General features: G+C 46.2%; 15 protein-coding genes and 2 tRNA genes. 13 read left to right on the forward strand and 4 right to left on the reverse strand.

What is annotated here, in order from left to right:
• Positions 1 to 8 precede the first annotated feature (8 nt).
• The 7 genes from ACZ5EJ_RS06755 (at position 9) to ACZ5EJ_RS06785 (ending at position 5,734) form a co-directional block, all read left to right on the forward strand.
• Positions 9 to 986 carry an ABC transporter permease gene (locus ACZ5EJ_RS06755; protein WP_011634495.1) on the forward strand — a complete coding sequence of 326 codons (978 nt, stop codon included), beginning with the start codon at positions 9 to 11 and terminating at the stop codon, positions 984 to 986.
• A gap of 131 nt (positions 987 to 1,117) precedes the next feature.
• On the forward strand, positions 1,118 to 2,773 hold the full coding sequence (locus tag ACZ5EJ_RS06760; protein ID WP_011634496.1) for a sensor domain-containing diguanylate cyclase: 1,656 nt from the start codon (positions 1,118 to 1,120) through the stop codon (positions 2,771 to 2,773).
• A 48-nt stretch (positions 2,774 to 2,821) separates the two neighbouring features.
• Positions 2,822 to 3,766 carry a DnaJ C-terminal domain-containing protein gene (locus ACZ5EJ_RS06765; RefSeq protein WP_011634497.1) on the forward strand — a complete coding sequence of 315 codons (945 nt, stop codon included), beginning with the start codon at positions 2,822 to 2,824 and terminating at the stop codon, positions 3,764 to 3,766.
• Positions 3,767 to 3,768: 2 nt separating this feature from the next.
• A complete protein-coding gene (locus ACZ5EJ_RS06770; RefSeq protein WP_011634498.1) occupies positions 3,769 to 4,074 on the forward strand; it encodes a MerR family transcriptional regulator in 306 nt (101 codons plus the stop codon).
• An 87-nt stretch (positions 4,075 to 4,161) separates the two neighbouring features.
• On the forward strand, positions 4,162 to 5,025 hold the full coding sequence (locus ACZ5EJ_RS06775; protein ID WP_011634499.1) for a DUF2914 domain-containing protein: 864 nt from the start codon (positions 4,162 to 4,164) through the stop codon (positions 5,023 to 5,025).
• Positions 5,026 to 5,041: 16 nt separating this feature from the next.
• Complete coding sequence (locus ACZ5EJ_RS06780) at positions 5,042 to 5,581, forward strand: NUDIX hydrolase (protein WP_011634500.1); 540 nt, start codon at positions 5,042 to 5,044, stop codon at positions 5,579 to 5,581.
• A 76-nt stretch (positions 5,582 to 5,657) separates the two neighbouring features.
• Positions 5,658 to 5,734, forward strand: a tRNA-Met gene (locus tag ACZ5EJ_RS06785).
• 795 nt (positions 5,735 to 6,529) lie between these two features.
• Here the strand turns inward: ACZ5EJ_RS06785 and ACZ5EJ_RS06790 are convergent.
• Positions 6,530 to 6,605 (reverse strand) — tRNA-Asn (locus ACZ5EJ_RS06790).
• 208 nt (positions 6,606 to 6,813) lie between these two features.
• Here ACZ5EJ_RS06790 and ACZ5EJ_RS06795 point away from each other — a divergent pair.
• From ACZ5EJ_RS06795 to ACZ5EJ_RS06815, 5 genes are all read left to right on the forward strand, one after another.
• Complete coding sequence (locus ACZ5EJ_RS06795; protein WP_041353511.1) at positions 6,814 to 7,080, forward strand: exodeoxyribonuclease VII small subunit; 267 nt, start codon at positions 6,814 to 6,816, stop codon at positions 7,078 to 7,080.
• Positions 7,070 to 7,963 (forward strand): polyprenyl synthetase family protein, encoded by an 894-nt coding sequence (locus tag ACZ5EJ_RS06800; RefSeq protein WP_011634551.1) that lies wholly within the window; start codon positions 7,070 to 7,072, stop codon positions 7,961 to 7,963. Before ACZ5EJ_RS06795 ends, ACZ5EJ_RS06800 begins: the two co-directional genes overlap by 11 nt.
• 62 nt (positions 7,964 to 8,025) lie before the next feature.
• Complete coding sequence (gene dxs, locus ACZ5EJ_RS06805) at positions 8,026 to 9,870, forward strand: 1-deoxy-D-xylulose-5-phosphate synthase (protein ID WP_011634552.1); 1,845 nt, start codon at positions 8,026 to 8,028, stop codon at positions 9,868 to 9,870.
• A gap of 115 nt (positions 9,871 to 9,985) precedes the next feature.
• On the forward strand, positions 9,986 to 10,789 hold the full coding sequence (gene folE2, locus ACZ5EJ_RS06810) for a GTP cyclohydrolase FolE2 (RefSeq protein WP_011634553.1): 804 nt from the start codon (positions 9,986 to 9,988) through the stop codon (positions 10,787 to 10,789).
• A 166-nt stretch (positions 10,790 to 10,955) separates the two neighbouring features.
• A complete protein-coding gene (locus ACZ5EJ_RS06815) occupies positions 10,956 to 11,576 on the forward strand; it encodes a YqhA family protein (protein ID WP_011634554.1) in 621 nt (206 codons plus the stop codon).
• Between the two features lie 27 nt (positions 11,577 to 11,603).
• On the opposite strand, the gene ACZ5EJ_RS06820 is transcribed toward ACZ5EJ_RS06815, so the two are convergent.
• On the reverse strand, positions 11,604 to 12,344 hold the full coding sequence (locus tag ACZ5EJ_RS06820) for a pteridine reductase (protein ID WP_074455322.1): 741 nt from the start codon (positions 12,342 to 12,344) through the stop codon (positions 11,604 to 11,606).
• Positions 12,345 to 12,416: 72 nt separating this feature from the next.
• Between ACZ5EJ_RS06820 and ACZ5EJ_RS06825 the strand changes: the two genes are divergently transcribed.
• The gene (locus tag ACZ5EJ_RS06825) at positions 12,417 to 13,592 is read left to right on the forward strand and encodes a class I SAM-dependent methyltransferase (protein WP_011634556.1); all 1,176 of its coding nucleotides are present in this window, start codon (positions 12,417 to 12,419) and stop codon (positions 13,590 to 13,592) included.
• Here the strand turns inward: ACZ5EJ_RS06825 and ACZ5EJ_RS06830 are convergent.
• Complete coding sequence (locus ACZ5EJ_RS06830) at positions 13,589 to 14,332, reverse strand: phosphorylase family protein (RefSeq protein WP_074455321.1); 744 nt, start codon at positions 14,330 to 14,332, stop codon at positions 13,589 to 13,591. The genes ACZ5EJ_RS06825 and ACZ5EJ_RS06830 overlap by 4 nt on opposite strands.
• Entirely contained in the window at positions 14,329 to 16,341 is a 2,013-nt protein-coding gene (gene shc / locus ACZ5EJ_RS06835; RefSeq protein WP_074455350.1) for a squalene--hopene cyclase, read from the reverse strand. The genes ACZ5EJ_RS06830 and shc overlap by 4 nt, the downstream gene beginning before the upstream one ends.
• Positions 16,342 to 16,466: the final 125 nt, after the last annotated feature.

A 16,466-nucleotide genomic window follows, 5' to 3' on the forward strand; every position in this document is an offset into this window, starting at 1 on the left:
TTGATTCAATGCTAAATTACATTATTCGTCGGCTGTTTTATGCGATTCCGATACTTGTCGGCGTCAATCTCATCACATTTGCACTTTTCTTTGTAGTGAACACTCCTGACGATATGGCTCGCATGCATCTGGGGACGAAACACGTTACAGAAGAAGCTATCTGGAAGTGGAAACAAGAACATGGCTACAACAAACCCCTGCTCTACAACAACGTTGCTTACGGAATCGAGAAATTCACCGACACTATTTTTTTTGAAAAATCCGTTTCGATGTTTGCTTTCGATTTTGGCCGTGCCGATGACGGGCGTGATATCGCTCATGAGATTCAATCACGCATGTGGCCCAGCCTGGCTATTGCGTTGCCTGTATTTCTGCTCGGGTTACTGGCCTACATTACTTTCGCATTGATAATGGTTTTCTTTCGGGCCACCTACATTGATTTTTGGGGCATCGTCCTGTGTGTCATGCTCATGTCCATCTCTAGCCTGTTTTATATCATTGCCGGCCAATTTTTGATCGGCAAGCTATGGCACCTGGTGCCCATATCCGGATACGCCAGCGGGCTGGATGCCACCCGCTTCCTTTTGTTGCCCATTATTGTGGGTATCATCAGCAGTGCCGGCGCCAATACGCGCTGGTATCGCACCCTTTTCCTGGAAGAAATCAATAAGGAATATGTACGTACTGCCCGAGCCAAGGGATTATCGGAAAATATAGTATTGTTCAGGCATGTGCTCAAGAATGCAATGATCCCCATATTAACCGGGGCAGTTGTCGTCATTCCGCTGTTATTTCTTGGAGGACTGATTACTGAATCATTTTTTGGTATTCCTGGACTGGGCAGCTACACCATTGACGCTATTCAATCACAGGATTTTGCAGTAGTACGCGCAATGGTATTTCTGGGATCATTGTTGTATATCACAGGATTGGTACTGACAGATATTTCCTACACCTTTGCAGATCCAAGAGTACGATTAGAATAATTATTTTTTTCTGTTGCTTGACCTCCTTTTCTCCGAGTAAATGACGATACTGCTGTAATTGGCATGAAATGCTGGCTGTAATAAATATCAAGCAATACTATTTTTATCACTTTATGATGGTTTAACTCATTTTGAGACTGGTTCTGTACAGTATAAAAAGCAAGATTGTAATTTTTGCTGTGATTGCCACTTTGTTGCCTACAATCAGCCTCAGTCTATTGTCATTCAAGCAGAATGAAGCGCTGATTAGCGACAGCGTTACCCGTGAACTGCGCATACTTGCTGACAACACCAATCGCCAGCTGGATCAATGGGCAGAAGAAAATATGCTTGCCATCCGCGCATTATCAACATCTAGCCCCGTTATTGAGGGATTGACTACTTTAAAACAGTTTTCAGATAGCAAGAGTGCTAGTGCCGTAAAGCAGACGCAATCTGTCATGGCCAGTTATTTGCGCTCGGTACAGATAAAGCTAGATGAAGTACTTGAATTAACTGTTTTTGATGCCACCCGAAAAATTGTGGCAAGCAGTAGTACTAGTACGCCTGAGGTACGCGAACCCCCTGAACAATGGACGCATACCTCCCTTACTTCGGGAACCATTGCCATCCCTCCCGCCTGGAACGATCGTTTTGCTACAGCAACTATTAGTATTATTTATCCAGTGCTGTCGTATGACAGCCAGTTAATAGGCGCTATCGCTGCCACTCTGGATTTGGGAACCTTCGAAAGCAGATTGGCTGAAATCAAGAAATTTTCGTCAGGTGAAATTGTCCTACTGGATCAGCATGGCAAGGTATTGCTGGGTAGCGCCCCCGGCGTTGATCACCAGGCAGTATTAAGCCCGCATCAATGGGAATTAATTCAGATGTTCGATGAACCAATATCCTATGATGGATTATCTTATCCAAAAGCAATCGGCTTGGCCCATACATCAGAAAATATTCCCGTAACGATCCTGGTAGAGCAGGATCACAGTGCCATACAAGCTGCATGGATAAAGTTACGTAATCGTTTTCTTGAGTTTGTCAGCATACTTATCATTATTGTAACCGCCGTAGCCTTGTATATGGGACATTCTATTGTTACACCGCTGAAACAGCTGATCAACGCAGTAAAAGGGATCGTAGAAGGAAATTTGGATATTTATCTGCCAGCCAAGCGAAGAGATGAAGTTGGGCAGCTTACTGATATATTCAATCAAATGACGAGGGCATTACGCAACAAGCATATAGAAATCATGACTGCCAATCAGGCTATGCAGCAACAAAACCAACTACTGCAAAAACTCTCAATCACGGATGGTCTGACGGGCCTGTATAACCGCACAAAACTCGATACCATCCTGTCAGAACAGCTAGCCAGATTCAAACGCCACGACCGCCCCTTCTGCCTGCTGATGATAGACATTGATTATTTCAAAACCATAAATGATAAACTTGGCCATATTGTGGGCGACAGGATTTTGGTCACGGTAGCTTCCGTCCTGCTGAAATCGATCAGAACAATAGACTATGCCGCACGTTATGGGGGGGATGAATTCGTGGTTATTCTGACTGAAACTAACTCCAGTGCAGCAATCAAAACAGCAGAACGGATCCGGGCCGAAGTCAACTCTGCCTGCCTTGCATTCAAGGAGCATCCAGCCCACATTACTCTGAGTATCGGTATTACCCAAAGTTACTACGATGATATAACGCCGAATGATCTGATTGCTCGCGCAGATGCGGCGCTGTATGAAGCCAAAGAATCCGGGCGTGACCGGGTACACTGTGCTGATGCATAACACTCTAGCCGGCTTCAACATAACTTACTCCATCCGGACACAATAGAAATGGAATATAAGGATTATTATCAAATTATGGGCATTCCGCGCGATGCGACACAGGACGATATCAAGCGGACGTATCGTAAACTGGCGCGCAAATACCACCCTGATGTCAGCAAAGAATCGGAAGCTGAAACACGTTTCAAAGAGATTGGTGAGGCATACGAAGTACTTAAGGATCCTGAAAAACGGGCCGCCTACGATCGTCTGGGGACACGCTGGAAAAGCGGACAGGAATTTCAACCCCCACCTGAATGGGATCAGGGATTTGAATTTCATGGAGGTGAATTTACACAATCGGCAGCTTCACAATTCAGCAGTTTTTTCGAAGCGCTATTCGGGAGAAACCAGGGTGGTCAGCGGCATAGTAATCAGGGATTCAACCTGCAAGGAGAAGATTCCCATGCAAAAATTTCGATAGACCTGGAAGATTCCTTTAATGGGGGTGTTCGCAGCCTGACTCTGCAACACACGGAACCCGGCCTGGACGGAAGGCCACACATTCGGGAGCGCACATTAAATGTTCGTATACCCAAAGGAATACAGCAGGGGCAGCATATTCGGCTGGCCGGCCAAGGAAGCCCCGGGGCAGGCCGAGGCAAGGCGGGTGATCTATATCTCGAAATTGTATTTAAGTCTCATCCACACTTTAGCGTGGAAGGTAAAGATATTTTCATGGAGTTGCCTGTCGCGCCCTGGGAAGCTGCGCTGGGCACCACCATCCCGATTCCAACCCCTACCAGTAAGGTTGATCTAAAAATTCCAGCCAATTCCCGTTCAGGCCAAAAATTGCGCTTGAAAGGACGCGGAATCCCGAGCACATTACCGGGTGATCTATATGTAGTTTTGCAGATTGTTTTGCCTCCTGCTGATAGTGAACAAGCTCGAACACTTTATCGCGAGATGGAGCAGAAACTCGCATTCAACCCGCGAGCCAGATTCAATATTTGATTATGACATATATGGAACACGGCATATTAAATGGCATTATTATTGAAGAAAGTGAAGGGATTTCACTGCTTGAGCTCTGTCAGATTTGTAAAGTCGATACTGAATGGGTAACAGCACTGGTGCATGAAGGCATTCTCGAACCTGTTGGAGCTAAACCGGAACACTGGTTTTTCAGTGGAATTTGTTTGAGACGTGTGTTAATTATTAATCGCCTGCAGCATGATCTGGATATTAACCTAGCAGGTGCTGCGCTAGTGGTGGAGCTGTTAGAAGAAAGGGATGCTCTGCTTGCTAAAACTAATTTGTAATCGCTCGTAATTGTATTAAAAGCAGTCTCATAGAACTACCAAGTCCTTATTGAACAGCTGGTTAATTTCATACAATACCCGATCGTTATGTCCAATACCCAGTTAAAAATTCGTATCCGGCTAGATCAGCCAATTGATCACTCTGCAGCTGAGCAAGACTTGCTGAAACTGGCGAAAGAACCTGTATTACCAGCCCCTCCCCTTGTGTATGTATATAACTGGCCCAGAATTATTGGTGCATCGCTGGTACTGTTGCTTGTATTGGCAGTGCTTTTCTGGCTGGCTTCAGACTGGATATCTGGCGATAAAGAATCCGGGATAAATCCAGCCAAAATATCCTCATCAGCAGTACTTCCAGCCAATCCCGATATTCCCCCTGTTCCGGCAGCACAATCCGTTTCAGCCATAACCGAGCTTTCGTCCAGCCAGTCATCCGGGAGCAATCCAGGAGCCGATGAACTCGCTGGTATACATACCGAACCTGAGCATATCGAAGATATACCCAGTCCGATATTTGATTCAATTTCTGCAGCCACATCGGATCCACCAATCAAACCAGGAACCAAGCCTGGTGCCACTGCTTTTCAATCCTCAGAAAGTGGTGCACAAAAAATCAATTATCCTGTTGGTCTGGTTAAAGCACAACTGACTTCAAATATCCGACAAAGAGCTCCGGTTGATGACATCAACCGGATTTCACTCGCGGGAAAGTCAAGCCGACCAATCTTCCTCTTTTTACATTTTAATAAATTCAAAGGTGGAAAAATATTTATCAATTGGTACTATCGTGATAAACGTGTCGCCAAGGTTATGCTTCCGGTTAGCAATAATGACTGGCGCACTTATTCCAGCAAGGTACTTAATCAGAACAGATTGGGTTCGTGGCGTGTTACAGCCACGGATCAATCAGGCAAATGGCTTGCCGAATTTAAATTCAGAGTAACACGTTAATCACATCTTTCCAGACATGAAATTCTGTAGCGAGTGTGGCAGTAAAGTAGTTTTACGTATTCCGGAAGGTGACACATTGCCACGCTACATCTGTTCAAACTGTCACGCCATCCATTATCAGAACCCAAAAGTAATTGTTGGGTGTATTCCAGAATGGGAAAATAAGATTCTGTTATGTAAACGAGCAATTGCACCTCATCGAGGCAAGTGGACATTGCCCGCAGGATTCATGGAAAATAATGAAACTCTGGCTCAGGGTGCAACGCGGGAGACTTTCGAAGAAGCCAATGCCCGAGTAGAAATTCGCGAACTCTATGCAATTTACAGTCTGCCGCATATCAGTCAGGTTTATCTTTTATTCCAGGCAAAATTACTGGATCTTGATTTTTCCCCGGGAATTGAGAGTCTGGAAGTCAGGCTTTTTGGAGAACAGGAAATTCCTTGGGACGATATCGCTTTTCGTGTAATTCATGATCCACTAAAACGTTATCTGAAGGAACGACAGCACGGACAACCTGAGCCTCACATGGGAATAATCGACAAACGCCAAGATTAACATTGATTAATTGTTTAGTCTCAAGAAATTATTATTTGACTAAAATCAATTTATACTTTAAAGTTGTGGGCTCAGTCGCGGGGTGGAGCAGTCTGGCAGCTCGTCGGGCTCATAACCCGAAGGTCGTAGGTTCAAATCCTGCCCCCGCAACCACTTTATTCCTCTCAAAACCTCAAATACATCGATACGACTTATAGAGTCGATAACGTTTGTGTATCCTTACAGGACGACTCGCCGGTAGTTTACGATCAAGGAGCCTTGGCTCACCAAACATTTAATATCTTTTCTGCTGTTTTTTATCAAACTCAGATTTACATCAGACTTGTAATTTCTTCCGATCTAGCCACTTATTATTTATAAGTTATGCCTGTTTGATGATATTTGCAAGATTATTCTGCTTACTCCCAATAACTCTCATGCTGTTTCTCAAAAATTTCTTCGAGTACACACCCCGAATCTAAATGTTTGCCAATACGCCCGGAAGACGTGATCAACTAGAGACTGACAGATAGCCAGGAAAAATTCAGGCCACAAACAGATAAATACCTGTAATTTCACCACTTCTGATTATTAGTTGCTGTATTTAATACACCCTTGACTTGCCTGAAGAAAAGAAAATGACGAGGTATTTGTCGCAGGCTTGCTTGACTAACTTGCACTTACTGAAGCACACGCCTAGAAGCTCTGGGTAAATATAATGGCAATTAAAATAATCTGAACTAACACCCTAAATGAATGAAAAAATTTTGAATCAGCTAGCTAGCACTGGCACTACGAGGCAGAATCATCAGGTGATAAAGGCAGGACATAAAGCAGCTCGGCCATGCAAGCGTTATCATGACAAAGATATATGATTGGAGACAGGAAGGGTGATGAAACTGCCCCGACAAAATAGCAGTTTGTGAAAATACCACAAAAAGAAGAACACATACAACCATTTGATTAAAATGGCTCCCCGACCTGGGCTCGAACCAGGGACCTGCGGATTAACAGTCCGTCGCTCTACCGACTGAGCTATCGGGGAATATGAAGCAATCACTACAAGCGCGGTATGTTAGACTTTTATGTCGTTCTGGTCAACTTTTCTCGTAGTCAGTTATGGGATTAATAATACCATTTGCCGGATTAAAAAGATTTGTTAAAAAACGGTGCTAAATCCGGTTATTTCATTGAATTGACCTTTTTATATGTCGAGAGTCAATGTTTGTACCCCAGAAAAACCTTCTATCCGAATGAAAAAAAAATCACTAAGCAAAGAGGAATCAGCATTACTTTCCCCCCCGGAAAATTTCGAAACAGCTACTACTGAACTGGAACAGATTGTGGCAAATATGGAAGCCGGGCAAATGTCTTTGGAAGATGCGCTTTCTGCGTACAAACGCGGAGTGGAATTGTTACAATACTGCCAGAATATGCTGAAAGACTCGCAGCAACAGATAAAAATACTTGAAGCAGACATATTGAAAAATTTTTCTACTACCGAGCACGATGCACCCTGATTTCCAGCTGTGGACAACTGAGCGCCTTGCTTTAATTGAATCTTTCTTGGAGCAGAATCTTCCTGCCACGAATTGTGCCCCTGCACGCTTGCATGAAGCAATGCGTTACGCGGTACTAAATGGGGGTAAGCGAGTACGGCCACTACTATCCTTTGCCGCCGGGGAACTTAGTGGAGCTGATAAAACACAAGTCATTGCTGCCAGCGCGGCAGTGGAATTGATCCATGCCTACTCCCTGGTGCATGATGATCTTCCCTGTATGGATAATGACATACTCCGGCGCGGCAAACCAACCTGCCATATCAGATATGGCGAACCTACCGCCTTGCTGGTGGGAGATAGCCTGCAAAGTCTGGCTTTTCAGTTATTAGCTGAATCTGCTTTAACTGAAGATCCACGTACACAGCTGGAAATGATTCGGCATCTTGCATTCGCTGCCGGATCCCGAGGTATGGCTGGAGGACAGGCAATTGACTTGGATAGTGTTGGCAAAACACTCAGCCTTCCGGAACTCGAATTCATGCACATTCACAAAACTGGTGCACTGATCCGGGCTGCAGTAATACTTGGAGCCCGTTGCGGTAGCAGACTGAATGAAGACCAATTTAAACAGTTGGACCATTTTGCCAAGTGTATCGGTCTGGCATTTCAGGTAGTAGATGATATTCTCGATGCAGAAGCCTCCACTGCTGCGCTAGGCAAAACCGCAGGGAAGGATGCAGAAAACAACAAACCTACCTATGTTAGTATACTGGGTATCAAACAAGCCCGAGAACTGGCGCACGAGCTTCAGCGGGAAGCCAGCGGGGTGCTGGACAAATTTGGTCCTGAAGCCCTGCGTTTGCAGCAAATCACTGATTTCATTGTACAGCGTGAGTTTTAGTTTTACGCTACCAATCCAATCTTTACCAATCTTTACGTTACCCACTCTTAGCTACAATTCGCATGTATCCATTACTCGATCGCATTGAGATACCCGCACAATTACGTAACCTGAAACGCAGCCAATTGCCACAATTAGCAGATGAACTGCGAAGCTTTCTGATCGAATCGGTAGCGAAGACCGGTGGACATTTGTCTTCCAATCTCGGGACGATCGAACTGACCATTGCGCTGCACTATATATTTGATACACCCTTTGATCGACTGGTATGGGATGTCGGACATCAAACCTATGCACATAAAATACTTACAGGTCGACGAACGGGAATGGCTCATCTGCGCATGCAGGGAGGTATTGCAGGATTCCCCAGAAGAGATGAGAGTGAATATGACGCTTTCGGCACAGCACATTCCAGTACATCTATTAGTGCCGCACTAGGTATGGCTGTCGCAGCACGAATCAATAAAATAAAACAGCACGCAATTGCAATTATTGGTGATGGCGCAATGAGTGCGGGAATGGCTTTTGAGGCGCTGAACAATGCCGGTGTAATGGATGCGGACTTGCTGGTTATCCTGAATGACAATGACATGTCTATTTCCCCCCCTGTGGGAGCACTCAATCACTATCTGGCCAAACTGATGTCAGGCCGTTTTTATGCCACTGCAAGACGTGCAGGAGAAAGAATGCTGGGCGTAGTTCCTCCGGTATTGGAGCTGGCGAAACGTGCCGAGGAACATGTTAAAGGTATGGTAACTCCGGGCACGTTATTTGAGGAATTCGGTTTCAACTATATTGGCCCAATTGATGGCCACGATCTGGATATCCTGCTTACTACGCTAAATAACATCAAGCAGCTTGATGGGCCGCAATTCCTGCACATTGTGACGCGCAAGGGCAAAGGCTACAAACCGGCAGAAGAAGATCCTGTTTTGTATCACGGGGTTGGAAAATTCGAACCGGGGAAGGGAGTTATACCGAAACCATCTACCAGGCCAGCTTATACCCAAATATTTGGTGACTGGTTATGTGATATGGCGGCCAAAGATTCGCGGCTAATCGGCATAACGCCCGCTATGAGAGAAGGCTCTGGACTTATCCGTTTTTCAAAAGAATACCCGGATCGCTATTTTGATGTAGGAATTGCTGAACAACATGCCGTGACATTCGCTGCCGGTGCAGCCTGTGAAGGATTGAAACCAGTTGTGGCGATTTACTCAACTTTTCTGCAGCGTGCCTATGATCAGCTGATTCATGATGTGGCTATTCAGAATTTACCCGTTGTTTTCGCTATTGACCGAGCCGGGCTTGTCGGTGCAGACGGTCCGACACATGCCGGAAGTTTTGATTTGAGTTATCTGCGTTGTATTCCCAATATCACAGTGATGATGCCTGCTGATGAGAATGAGTGTCGTCAAATGCTCTATACTGCTTTCCAGCTCGATACCCCTACTGCCGTCCGGTATCCGCGTGGTACAGGACCCGGCGTGCAAATAAAGCAGGAAATGCAGATTGTTCCACTGGGTAAGGGTGAGATTCGCCGCCAGGGCACACGCATTGCATTACTTGCGTTTGGTAGTATGCTGTCCCCCTGTCTTGAAGCTGGAGATGAATTGGATGCCACGGTCGTCAATATGCGTTTTGTAAAGCCACTGGATCAGGAACTGGTTATGACACTTGCGGCCGAACACGAATTACTGGTGACTGTTGAAGAAAATACAATTATGGGAGGGGCAGGCAGTGCTGTACTGGAATGCCTAGCCAGTCAGGGCGTGAATATCAGATTACTGCAATTAGGTTTGTCAGACAACTTCCTTGATCAGGGTGATCCTGCTCAAATGTTATCTGACTGCGGATTGGATAAAACCGGGATTATTAAATCAGTAAAAGAAAGACTTTCTCTATAGCGTTCGCATATGTAACAAATCAGCAGCAAAGTTGGCGAGCTCTATTCCTTACCGGTTGCTCCAATATTTTTATACAGCTTCACAGCCAGATAATCTGGACAGGAAGGAATTTTTTATGAAAAAACATACTGATCAACCTATCGCTGATGTGCAGGGCTCACCGGATACCAGACATATCGCAATTGACAGAGTCGGAATCAAAGCGATTCGTCACCCGGTTCTGGTCGCCGATAAGGATGGTGGTTCCCAGCATACCGTGGCGCAATTTAATATGTACGTCAATCTGCCACATAATTTCAAAGGGACGCATATGTCCCGTTTTGTGGAGATACTAAATAGCCACGAACGTGAAATTTCGGTTGAATCATTTGAAGAAATTTTGCGCTCCATGGTCAGCAGGCTGGAATCAGATTCCGGCCATATTGAAATGACTTTTCCCTACTTCGTCAATAAATCAGCCCCTATCTCAGGTGTAAAAAGCTTGCTGGATTATGAGGTAACCTTTATCGGCGAAATTAAACATGGCGATCAATATGGGTTTACCATGAAGGTGATCGTTCCTGTTACCAGCCTGTGCCCCTGCTCCAAGAAAATATCCGATTACGGTGCGCATAACCAGCGTTCACACGTCACCATTTCTGTACACACTAACAGCTTCGTCTGGATTGAGGACGTTATCAGAATTGCGGAAGAACAGGCCTCATGCGAACTGTTCGGTCTGCTGAAACGGCCGGATGAAAAATATGTCACAGAAAAGGCCTATAACAATCCGAAATTTGTCGAAGATATCGTCCGTGATGTCGCCGAAATACTTAATCATGATGACCGGATAGATGCCTATGTTGTTGAATCAGAAAACTTTGAATCCATACATAATCACTCTGCATACGCACTGATAGAGCGCGACAAGCGAAAGTAATAAGCCCGAGCTACTGTGCCCTCTGGTAGGCAACAGCAATTCCAGAACTACGGTGATGAATATACTTAACGTCGCAGTTTTTTTACTTTGATAACTTTAAAATAACAATCTTCGCATTTTCCTGTTGTCATGGTAATCTTTTGCGCTTTTCAGGAAATAGATCACCATGCAACAGGATCATGATACCCCCCCTCCTTCAAAACGAATATCCTCTATCGCTTACTTCCTATTTCTGTCCCGCTGGTTACAGCTACCTTTATATTTGGGGCTGGTACTGGCACAGTGTGTCTATGTATATCACTTTTGGATTGAGCTATCAGATCTGATTGGCGCTGTATTTTCTAACCAGAATGCTTTACAGCATGTCCTTGATATGGTGGCAGTCAAAGGAGTAGAAAGAACCGAGAAGGATCTGACCGAAACAGCCATTATGCTGGTAGTACTCGGCTTGATTGATGTGGTAATGATTTCGAATTTACTCATCATGGTGATTATCGGCGGATATGAAACCTTTGTTTCACGCATGAATCTTGAAGGTCATCCGGATCAGCCGGAATGGTTGTCACACGTCAACGCTTCAGTATTAAAGGTCAAACTGGCAACTGCTATTATCGGCATTTCATCGATTCACCTGCTAAAGACATTTATCAACGCTACTGCTTATGATGAAAAAACATTGATTGCGCAGACTGCTATCCACCTTGCATTTCTGCTCTCCGCGCTCGCAATAGCATATTGCGACCGGATCATTTCACAAACTATCCAGCATCCCGGCGAGCACGAATGAGAGGCTAATATATAAATTAGCACGATATCAAAGGTTAATGCTGCGTCCGCCATCGACGGCAATAATTTGCCCGGTAATAAAAGGAGCATTTTCAATCAGAAAACTGACAGTTCGTGCGATATCATCCGGCTCCCCCATGCGTTTAAGTAGCGTTCTATTAATAATATGTGCGCGTGTTACCTCATCCTGCCATTCACCCGCTTCCGGCCATAGAATTGGCCCGGGTGAAATACCGTTGACACGGATTTGCGGTGCAAGCTCCATGGCCAGTGAACGAGTTAATGCTGCCAGCCCACCTTTGGCAGTATTGTAAATAACATAACGTTTGAGGGGTTGGTCAGCATGAATATCAACAATATTGACGATATTCCCCTGATTTTTTTTTAAATGGGGAGCCGCTGCCTGGGATAAAAAAAGTGGAGCTTTCAGATTACTGCCAATCAAATCATCCCAGTCCTGTTCAGTACATTCCCCAACAGGAGTTGGAAAGAAGCTGGAGGCATTGTTAACCAGAGTATCCAACCCGCCAAATTGTGAAACAGTCCGATCAATCAATGTTGGAATTCCGTCGATATCCAGTAAATCACCCTGCAGTAATGCAACCGAATCCGGGCGCTCCTGTTCAAGCTCCTGTTTCAACCGTTGTGCGTCAGCTGATGAATTGCGATAATGAACTACAAGCTTGGCACCCTCGCGATGTAATCGTCTACAGATAGCAGCCCCCACCCGCCGCGCCCCTCCCGTCACCAGAATTATTTTATCTTTCACGAACACTCCTTCTGTTTACGCTACACTTCAGCACTACAATCTACTATAAACTTTTTTACTGCTGAAAACACCGTGACTCTACCCCTGCCGAATTCTTCCGAACAAAAATACAGCGACATTCTGAAAACCATACTTCGTGATCGGATCTCCCTTTCCGGTGGCTGGATTTCATTTGCGGATTACATGGATATTGTTTTGTATACGCCTGAAGCGGGATATTACAGTGGCGGTGCAGCTAAATTTGGAGCAGCAGGTGATTTTGTCACATCGCCTGAAATTTCTCCGTTATTTGGACAAACACTAGCGCGACAAGTCGCACAAGTACTAAGATCAGTAAATCATGGTTCAATCCTGGAATTTGGTGCAGGCTCAGGGAAATTGGCTGTAGATCTTCTGCTTGCGCTTGAGGCACTGGAAAGTCTACCGGAATACTACAACATCCTTGATCTCAGTGCAGACTTGCAGCAACGACAGCAAGCAATCATCAAGCAGAGAATTCCACATCTGGCTGCGCGGGTACAGTGGCTTACCGCTCTGCCCGATCAGTTCAAGGGGTTGATATTCGCTAACGAAGTGCTTGATGCCATGCCTGTCCACCTAGTTGTCTGGAAAAATGGCAACATTGCAGAACGGGGCGTGATCTGGAAGGATTACGAGTTGGCATGGCAAGATCAACCTCTGACAGAAGGCGAACTACTCAATGTTGCCCGACAACTTCCTCCATCTGATCAGCCTTCCTTCCCCCATCCTTATATCAGTGAAATCAGCCTTGCCAACCGGCATTTTATCCACTCCCTTGCAAGCATATTGCAGCAAGGGGCTATTTTGTTGGTTGATTATGGATTTGGTCAAAGTGAGTACTACCACCCGCAACGTCATCAGGGCACGCTAATGTGCCATTATCGGCATCATGCTCATGATGACCCGCTTTTTCTGCCGGGGTTACAGGATATTACCAGCCATGTCGATTTCAGCGCCATTTCCCGGATCGCACTGGATTCCGGATTACAGTTAGCTGGCTATACCACGCAGGCACATTTCCTGATTAACTGTGGAATTACTGATTTACTGGCGCACACACCAGCAGACCAACCAGGGATTTACCTGCCGCTAGTCAGCCAGGCACAATGCCTGATCAGCCCGGCTGAAATGGGAGAATTGTTCAAAGTCATGATTCTAAATAAGGCTATCAACATTGATACGACCTCTTGCGGCTTCATGCGGGGAGATTTACGGCATCTGCTTTAGTTGAAGCGCTGCTTATTGCTGGTAGCTTGCCCTTGCCGACCCAGTTCATGCCGGGCAGACTGGGCAACCTGTTTCAAGGTCCTGCAGGCTGCCTGCATACCGGGTACAAGATGCAACAATTCATTCAGGTTGAGTGAGCGCTTTAGCAATAAGGTCAGCAAAGGAATTGGCTTGACGCTGCCGTCCGGCTGCAGCGCATCCATCAGTGCAGCAGGCGGAGAAAACTGTACCGGATCTGAAATAGCCCGTATCACCAAAAATGAAATCCCTTTTTCCGCTGCAACTGCAGCGATAGCACCACTTTCCATATCAACTGCACACCCGCCGCTTTGCAATGCAAACATACGTTTGGCAGCTTCCGTGGTCAGCACTTCATCGCTGGTTGCCAATGGATCACAGGTCACATTAATGTGATCCGGCAGGCAATGCTGGACGCTAGTACGCCACATGCCATCTGTTGGATAATTCTTGTCCGCCAGCACCGATTCCGGTAAAACCAGATGGCCAGGTTGCAGGCCATCATCCAGTGCACCTGCCACACCAAAACTGATCAGTCCGGCAACTCCCGCCTGATTACATAAATCGGCTGCTGCGCGGCGAGCAGCTGCGCCACCCATACCACATATTCTGATCGTCAGATTTTCATCCAGTGCTACTGCTCGATCAAAAGTCAAACGGCGCTGTGTGATACATCTGGCTTCTGCTCGCAAGGCAACAATGATGCCAACACGACTATTCATACGGCAGATTTGCTACTTAGTGTACGATATCGATTCAGTGCCCACAATGGAAAATATTTGGAGTAACCGTGATATTTCAGGTAGAAAACCCTTGGGAAACCGGGTGCGGTGAACCATGGTTCTTCCCATAACCCGGTAGCAATCTGGGTACGCAGCAAATAATCAATTCCTTTTCTCACTGCTGTATTTTCCACCTCTCCAGCAGCCATCAGTCCGAGCACAGCCCATGCGGTCTGGAAGGAAGTACTGGCTTCCAGTTGTCCAGCCAATTGTGGATCAAGATATGAATCATTGGTTTCTCCCCATCCGCCGTCGGCGCGCTGCACCGATTCCAGCCATTGAATAGCACGCTGCACTGCCTGATGGCCTTTATCCACACGCGCCAGCCTAAATGCTTCCAGTACGGACCAGGTGCCATAAATGTAGTTACTGCCCCAGCGTCCAAACCATGCCCCGAATGATTCCTGTTCATTGAACAAAAAATCCAGACCGCGCTTCACGGCTTCCTGATGTCTCGCCTCGCCATTCAAGGCAAGCAGGCCTACACAACGTGCTGATACATCGCTTGTGGGCGGGTCCAATAATGCGCCATGATCTGCGAATGGAATTTCATTCAGGTAGTAATACGCATTGTCTATATCAAATGCAGCAAAGCCCCCATTACTCGATTGCATACCCGCTAGCCAGTCTGCTGCCCGGTTAATACTGACACGGTAATCTTCCGCTCCAGTCTGAATTAATGCCCACGCTACAGCAGCTGTATCATCCAGATCCGGATAATGCGGATTAGCGTACTGGAACGCCCAGCCTCCTCCTAACAGATTAGGCCGGCTATCGCGCCAGTCACCGGGTTCATCGAGTATCTGTAGAGGCACAATCCAGTCAAGTGCACGACGAATCGGCTCGCTATCAGCCTGTTTATCCTCCTGCAGCGCCAAGGTGGCCAGCACAGTATCCCACACGGGAGATACACAAGGCTGACACCAGGTAATCTCTTCTCCCTCATCCACCAGCAGCTCACGTAAAGATTGGCGACATTGCTGAAGTAGCGGGTGATCACGGTCGTGACCCAGCAATGTTAATGCCTCATAGGCATTAACCATCGCCGGAAAAATTGCCCCCAGACCATCGTTACCATTAAGACGTTCGATTACCCATTGTTCAGCCTTTTTCACAGCCCGGCGACGGATGAATGAAGGAATAAATGGTTCCAGCTTTGAAGCCAACCGCTCCACATACAGCAACAGGCGATTAAGAGAAGTACGTACCGGGAAGTAGTTTTTTTCCTTCTCCGGATCAACAACAAACAGTTCTTGTACATGCACATTGCGAGGATTGATTGCCTTGGCTTTCAGCGTACATAGAATAGAAAGCGGCACCATCACCGTACGCGACCAGTACGCCACTTTGCTCAGGTGAAAAGGAAACCAGCGCGGCAACAGCATGATCTCAGCTGGAACAAATGGTACTCCACGCCATGGAATCTGCCGATACATAGCAAGCAACAAACGGGTAAATACATTCGAGCGCGCCGCCCCCCCCCGTTCCAGTATGGCGTTACGGGCATGAACCATATGCGCTGCTTCCAGCGAGTCTCCAGCCAGCTTCAAAGCGTAATAGGTCTTGACACTGCAACTCATATCAAAATCACCACCATAGTATAGTGGCCAGCCACCATGCCCATCGGTTACCTGCCGGGTACGCAAGAAATTTGCAATTTTGCGCTCCAGTACAGTGTCCACTTCATCCATGAAATGCATCATCAGGATATATTCAGCCGGAATTGTGCAATCTGCTTCCAGTGGAAAGCACCAGTGGCCATCTTCTCGCTGCTGTGCCAGTAAAGCTGTGTATGCGCGGGTGATAGCTTCATCCAGTGTAACCGCAGAAATCTCGTTTGCCTCATTCCCAGCCACATCATCCGCCGGAAAGTTTTCTGAAACCAGCGAGCTATCCGACAGAGAAGATTTTTGTATCAAGGTTCTGAAAAACGCCTGTGAAATAGACATAAAATGCAAAGCCCTCATTTGGTAAATCTGCATGAAATGATTGTACAGCGATCTTCCAGGAGATAGTCCAATCACTTATTATAGAATTGTATTTCTTGAGAAAATGATATGACAGAATTATGACA

The sequence above is a fragment of the Nitrosomonas sp. TNE100 genome (assembly GCF_055387135.1).